This window comes from Nocardia sp. NPDC060220 (assembly GCF_042727815.1).
Taxonomy (GTDB): domain Bacteria; phylum Actinomycetota; class Actinomycetes; order Mycobacteriales; family Mycobacteriaceae; genus Nocardia.
Genome location: NZ_JBHWZY010000361.1, coordinates 1 through 6,556 on the forward strand (window position 1 = coordinate 1; position 6,556 = coordinate 6,556).

Below are 6,556 nucleotides of genomic sequence, written 5' to 3' on the forward strand. Positions count from 1 at the left end.
GAATGCTGCGACGACCTCTTCGACGAGCGGGACCGGTTCACCGCGCAGCCGTCCTCCGGCGGCGGGGCCTGGCTGGTCGAAGGCCTGCGCGAACTCGACGTGACCGCCCGCGAGGCCACCACGATGGGATTCTCCGTCTGGAACTACATCTCCGGCGCCAGCTTGCCGGTGGTCGGCGGCGCACTGCTCGCCGAGAAGCGCACCGCCACCGACGACACCAACGGACTGCGCGATCTCCTCGAGGGCACACCCTCCTTCCCCGTCCCGCCGGCACTGGCCGAGCTCGAGGGAGCCGGGGTGAGCGACCTGACCTCCGAGGACCTGCTGTTCCTCGGCCTCGAAGCACTCTGCGACGGTTTCGCCGCCCGGGCCGCCCGTCGCGCTTGACCTCGAGCACCGTTCAGGTTGAACACTGACGTCATGCATGCGATTCAGCTCCACGAGTTCGGTCCCGCCGAGAACCTGCGCTACGCGTCGATGCCGGATCCGACACCGGGCCCGGGTCAGGTCCGCATCGACGTGGCGGCCTGCGGGGTCCACCTCGTCGACACCGCGTTACGCCGTGGTGAGCGGGGCCCGTTCCCGGTACCCGAGCTACCGACGGTCCCCGGCCGCGAGGTCGCCGGAGTCGTGGACCGCGTCGGCGACGGTGTCGACGGCGCCCTGCTCGGTACGCGTGTCGTCGCCCACCTGGGCACCGCACCCGGCGGCTATGCCGAGCTCGCGGTCACCGAAGCCGAACGCCTCCTTGCCGTTGCGGACGGTGTGAGCTTCAGCGCCGCCGTCGCGATGGTCGGCACCGGTCGCACGGCGCTGGGCATTCTCCAGTTCACCGAACTCGATGCCGACAGCATCGCGGTGGTGACCGCGGCGGCCGGCGGGATCGGCACCCTGCTGGTCCAGTACGCCGTCGCCGCGGGCGCCACAGTGGTCGGGCTCGCGGGTGGACCGGACAAGGTGGCGATGGCGCGAGCCGACGGCGCCGATATCGCGGTCGACTACACACTGCCGGATTGGCCGGCGAAGGTACGCGCCCAGCTGGGCGGCCGAGCCGCGACCGTCGTGTTCGACGGCGTCGGCGGGCCGGTCGCCGAAGCCGCCGTAGACCTGCTCGGCCCCGGCGGCGCCCACCTGGTTTTCGGCTGGTCGGCGGGCGCTCCGGCACAGGTGGACACCGCCGCTCGCGGCATCACCTCCGAAACCGTGCTCGGCCCGCCGATGATCCAGCGGGCGGGCGGTGACCTGCGCGTCCTGTCCGAACGCGCCCTGGCCGGCGCGGGCACCGGCTTGTTCCGTCCCGCAGTGACCGAATTCCCACTGGCCGAGGCCGCCACCGCCCACCACGCTCTCGAATCCCGCTCCACCACAGGCAAAGTCGTGTTGATCCCCTGACAGGTCGAGATCATCGGGCTCCGGCGGTGGTGATCCGGCCGGAATCTCCGGTACCCGGGCCTGATGATCAACCGACCAGCTCACCGGTCGTCGGGCGCGTCCCCGAATGTCGGACGACGGGGCGAGGGTCGGTGGTGAAGACTGGACCTATGACCGACGCGCAGCCGCCCGCCGATCGTCGCCTCGCCGCTCAGTCGCTGGCCGCGAACGATCCGACCGGATGGTTCGAACCGCTTTACGCCGCGGCCGCCGCGGGGACCTCGGTGGTTCCGTGGGATCGCGACGTCCCCAATCCCCTGCTGGTCGACTGGCTCCGCACCGCCACCCTGCCTCAGGGAGCGCGGGCCGTGGTGATCGGCTGCGGATACGGCATCGACGCCGAATTCGTTGCCTCCCAAGGTATCCGAACCACGGCCTTCGACATCTCCCCCACCGCGATCCGTGGCGCCCGTGCCCGATTCCCGCATTCCCCCGTCACCTACAAGGTTGCCGACCTCCTCCACCCGCCGCCGACCTGGCTCCACGCCTTCGACCTGGTCGTCGAGTCGATCACCGTTCAATCCTTGCCCCTGGACGTCCGCGCCCACGCCATCACCGGTATCCGAGACCTCCTCGCGCCCGGCGCGACCCTGCTCGTGATCGCCGACATCAGCCAGACCCCCGCGACCGCCGGCCCGCCCTGGCCGCTCACCCGCGCCGACATCGACTCTTTCACCGCCTCCGACCTGACCCCGGTCCGGGTCGAAACCGTCTCCCGTGCCGACGCCTCAGGTCTGCACCGCTGGCGGGCGGAGTTCCACCGCCCGCCGCGCACCGCCGACTGACACCGGGCAACGCCAGGCAGGAGCGGTCCGCGGGGGCGGCCGAACGCGGACCGAGCGCGCGAATCGCGATCAAGACCAGGCCCAGGGCCGCGTACAGCGTGAGAATGTCGCCGTCCCCCAGACGGTAGAGCGCCGAATCGGCGCCTCAGACGCCGGGCGCAGCGTTCTGTACGGGGCGACGCCACGTCGGGACGGTCAGGTAGGTCGCGGCGCGGAGCAACCACTCCACCGGGCCGTACGAATGACCGCGTAGCCACCAGGCGCTGAACGCGAGCTGGGCGGCGAAGGTGAGCAGGGCGATCGCGATGACGCCCAGGGGTGCGATGTCATCGGCGAGGGCTAGGCCGTATCCGGTGTAGACGAGCATCAGCACCACGGATTGCCCGATGTAGTTGGTGGCGGCCATGCGCCCGGCCGGGGCGAGCAGGGCGGTGCAGCGGCCAAGGCGTGCGGACTGCGCGGCGAGCAGGACCGCGGCGACATAGGCGAACGTCATGAACGGGTTCACCAGCATTTGCAGGCCGTGGATCACCGCGGGGGCGTGCCACCAGGTCATCGACTCGGCGAAGGTTATCGCCGAGATCGGAACACCGATGGCGAAGCCGATCACGAGTGCGCGTAAGGACCAGCGGCGCAGCGTATCCGGATCCGCGAACAGGTTGCGTTTGCCCGCCGCCATGCCGATCAGGAACATCGCCAGGCTCGGTACGCCCTGACTGAACCAGATCAGCAACAGGAACACCGGCGCGATGGCCGTCTGCGCGGAGAACGTCGATGCGAAATCCGCGGTGTAGTCGGCCGATATCGCGGGCAGGTCGACGAGCTCGCCGAAGGCGAGAAGACCGGTACTGCCGGGCAGGAAGCTCCACGCCGACCACGTCGCGTACAGCACCACACCGGTGATCACCGCGGTCCGCGGCCGCAACTTACGCAGCGCGATGAGGGTCAGGCACAGGAACGCGTACAGGGTGAGGATGTCGCCGATCCACAGCAGGTAGACGTGGACGAGTCCGATCGCCATCAGCGCGGCACACCGCCGCAGCAACCGCCGCACCGGCGAAGCCCCCGCACGCTGGGCCGCCGCGATCTGCAACGTGAACGAGTACCCGAACAGAAACGCGAACAGCAGGTAGAACCGCCCGGCGAACAGCGCGTCGACGGTGGCCCGTACCAGCAGATCGACGGTGCCGCCGAAACGCAGTACCGGATCCTCGCGCGTGCCTACCACCGACCACAGCGAGGTCGCCACGACCACGTTGGTGATCAGGATCCCGAACAGGGCGAACCCACGCAGGATGTCGACCTCGGCGATCCGCGATCCGGATCGCACTGCGGGCGAGCGTGTTCCGAGCGCGTCTGCCATGCACCGAGGGTACGCACGCCTCCCGGTCACATTCGTCCACCGTGCGAGCTATTTTCAGGCCCTGTCGGAGTGACCCGCTCTCAGCCCTGCGAGGTATTGACAGCCGGGTCCGACCATGGGCATCCCTGAGCCACCCGCGCCCGTCACGGTGCCACAATGGAGCACGATCACGCTCGGCAGGGACTCGCAACCACCACGGAGGCGGACATGCAGGCAGTTGTCATCGATGAATTCGGCGAACCGAAGGATGTGCTCACCGCACAGCAGGCGCCCACCCCCGAGCCCGGGGCGGGTGAGGTGCGGATCGCGATGTCGCTGTCGCCGATCCACAACCACGATCTGGCGATCATCCGCGGCGTCTACGGCTATCGGCCGCCGCTGCCCGCGATCCCCGGAACCGAGGCGGCCGGCGTCGTCGACGCGGTCGGCCCCGGTGTCGACGCACTTCAGGTCGGTCAGCGGGTGGCGATCGCCGGCGTCCGTGGCGCCTGGGCGGATTCCTTCGTCGCCCGCGCCGAACAAGCGGTGCCGATGCCGGATTCCGTGCCCGACGAGACCGCCTGCCAGCTGCTCGCCATGCCGCTGAGCGCCCTGATGCTGCTCGACGATCTCCAGGTGCGGGCCGGTGAGTGGATCGTCGTGAACGCCGCCAACGGCGCGGTCGGTCGCCTGCTCAACCTGTTCGCGAAGGAACGCGGAGTGCGGGTGCTGAGCCTGGTCCGCGGCCAGTCGTCGGTGCAGGCGCTGGAAAAGCTCGGCTACGGTCCCGTGCTCGACACCGAATCGGTGGGCTGGCTCGCCACGGGGGCCGACATCACCGGTGGCGAACCGATCGTGCGCGCCGTCGACCAGGTCAGCGGTCCGGCCGCGGGTGATCTGATGGCGCTGCTCGCCCCGCGCGGTGAACTGATCTCCTTCGGCGCGCTGTCGGGCAAACCGCTGATCATCGACACCGGCGCCGTCATCTTCAAACAGGCTGTGGTGAAAGGATTCTGGGGCCAGCAGCGCAGTTCCGACATCGACCGGGCCGACTACGTGCGGTTGATCACCGAACTCGTCACCCTCGCCGCCGACGGCACCCTGCGACTGGATGTCCAGGCCGATTTCGCGCTCGCGCAGGCCGCCGAGGCCGCGGTGGTGTCCGAAACTCCCGGCCGCAACGGCAAAGTGGTCCTGCACGCCGGAACTCGCTGAACGCTCGGCCGGGCGGGTGAACGCGCCACTCGCCCGGCCGCACTCTTTCCGGACTCCCAACAGCAGGCGAAATTTCCGCGATGGGCTGTTCCCGCGCGCCGTCAGCGGGCAGGATTCGCCGCAGGAGCAGCGGCGACGCCGCGCCGCTGCCGAGCAGAGGACTGAGCCGATGACCGCAGCACAGGCCCCCAATCCCGACTTCGCACAGCTGGTCCCCAGCGTCGTGCTGTCCATGCCCGCCGCCGCGCACCTGGGTTTCCACTTCAGCCGGGTCGAGCCCGGCGACGTCGAGATCGTGCAACCACACCGGCGCGAACTCACCCAGCACGACGGCTATTTCCAGGGCGGGGTCCTCGGCTCGCTCGCCGATTTCGCCGCCGGCTCGGCCGCGGGCACGCTGCTGCCCGCAGGCTGGGTGAACATGACCATCGACTACACCGTGAAGATTCTCGCGCCCGCCAAAGGGCCGAACGTGGTCGCCCGCGGCCGGGTGATCAAGCCGGGCGCACTGCTCACGATCGCCGCCGCCGACGTGTTCTCGGTGGAGGAATCCGGCGAAATCCTGTGTGCCACCGCGCTGGTGACGATGCGCAACGTTCGCCTCGCGGCGGCCTGAGCACCGGCGGCGAGTGACCCCATGCCGATCATTACTCTCGACGGTGTTCCGATCTCCTATACCGACACCGGCGCTCCCTCGGGCACACCCGACGCCGCCACCGTGGTCTTCGGCCACGGATTGTTGTTCGGTGGCTGGATGTTTCGCGCCCAGCTCGAGGCCCTGCAAGGCGACTACCGGTGCGTCACCCTCGACTGGCGAGGTCAGGGCGATACCCCACCCACCGCAGGCGGCTATGACATGGACACTCTCACTGCCGATGCGGTGGGGGTGATCCGCGCTCTCGACGCGGGCCCCGTGCACTGGGTCGGGCTGTCCATGGGCGGCTTCGTCGGCCAACGACTGGCCGCCAGGCACGGCGAACTCCTGCGATCGCTCACGCTTCTCGACACCAGCGCTCAGGCCGAGGATCCCGCCAAGATCGGCGAATACCACCGGCTGGCCCTGGCGCTGCGCTGGCTCGGCATCCGCCCCATCGCAGGCCGGGTGGCCACGCACCTGTTCGGCCCCTCGTTTCGGGCTTCCGGCACCGGCAAGGAAGTCGTCCGCGAGTGGTCGCGTCGCCTGGCCGGAATCGATCGTATCGGCACCCGCAACGCCGTCCACGGTGTCACCGAACGCGGCGCCGTCGACGGCGAACTCGCGGCGATCACCGTCCCCACCCAGATCATCGTCGGCGCGGACGACGCCGCCACCCCGCTCCCGCATGCCCGCCAGATCGCCGCGCTCATCCCGCATGCCCGGCTCCACACGATCCCCGCGTGCGGTCACTCGAGTTCCCTCGAACAACCGGAGGCCGTCACCGAACTCCTTCGGGATTTCCTGGCATCGGTCGAGTCGAGTACCTCGACGACGGAGCCACGCACCACCTGATCGCGAATTCGTGTTCGTCACAGGGCTTTCCGTGCTTCCGGTGTGTACGGTCGATGCGCGTTCGGCCCGGCGCGGGTACCGTCGATTCGATGGCCGACCTCACCGCTTCCGCCCCTGTCGAGTCCATCGGCGCCGACTTCTTCGACGATCCGCACGCGCAGTACCGCCGGTGGCGCGCCGAGGGCCCCGTCCATCGGGTTCGCTTCCCCGACGATGTCGTGCGCTGGGTGGTCGTCGGCTATCCCGAAGCCAAGATCGCGCTCGCCGATCCGCGCTTGGGCAAGGACGCCGTGC

6 protein-coding genes and 2 pseudogenes are annotated in these 6,556 nt (G+C 69.6%); 7 read left to right on the plus strand and 1 reads right to left on the minus strand.

Translation table 11 applies throughout. The features are described from left to right. From ACFWF3_RS19355 to ACFWF3_RS19365, 3 genes and pseudogenes are all read left to right on the plus strand, one after another. Positions 1-387 (plus strand): annotated as a pseudogene (locus ACFWF3_RS19355) (TetR/AcrR family transcriptional regulator); the annotation flags it as partial. 33 nt (positions 388-420) lie between these two features. Further along, positions 421-1,392: a zinc-binding dehydrogenase gene (locus ACFWF3_RS19360; protein ID WP_379314720.1), complete on the plus strand. Its 972-nt coding sequence runs from the start codon at positions 421-423 to the stop codon at positions 1,390-1,392. Positions 1,393-1,541: 149 nt separating this feature from the next. After that, a complete protein-coding gene (locus tag ACFWF3_RS19365; RefSeq protein ID WP_379314721.1) occupies positions 1,542-2,216 on the plus strand; it encodes a class I SAM-dependent methyltransferase in 675 nt (224 codons plus the stop codon). A 145-nt stretch (positions 2,217-2,361) separates the two neighbouring features. On the opposite strand, the gene ACFWF3_RS19370 is transcribed toward ACFWF3_RS19365, so the two are convergent. Beyond that, positions 2,362-3,579, minus strand: a complete 1,218-nt coding sequence (locus ACFWF3_RS19370) for a DUF418 domain-containing protein (protein ID WP_379314722.1) — start codon at positions 3,577-3,579, stop codon at positions 2,362-2,364. A gap of 207 nt (positions 3,580-3,786) precedes the next feature. On the opposite strand from ACFWF3_RS19370, the gene ACFWF3_RS19375 reads away from it, so the two are divergent. From ACFWF3_RS19375 to ACFWF3_RS19390, 4 genes and pseudogenes are all read left to right on the plus strand, one after another. Continuing rightward, positions 3,787-4,773, plus strand: coding sequence for a zinc-binding dehydrogenase (locus ACFWF3_RS19375; protein WP_378988380.1), 987 nt, complete (start codon positions 3,787-3,789; stop codon positions 4,771-4,773). A 169-nt stretch (positions 4,774-4,942) separates the two neighbouring features. Next, entirely contained in the window at positions 4,943-5,389 is a 447-nt protein-coding gene (locus tag ACFWF3_RS19380) for a PaaI family thioesterase (protein WP_378988382.1), read from the plus strand. Between the two features lie 21 nt (positions 5,390-5,410). Continuing rightward, positions 5,411-6,262, plus strand: coding sequence for an alpha/beta fold hydrolase (locus ACFWF3_RS19385; protein ID WP_379314723.1), 852 nt, complete (start codon positions 5,411-5,413; stop codon positions 6,260-6,262). A gap of 89 nt (positions 6,263-6,351) precedes the next feature. Further along, positions 6,352-6,556 (plus strand): annotated as a pseudogene (locus ACFWF3_RS19390) (cytochrome P450); the annotation flags it as partial.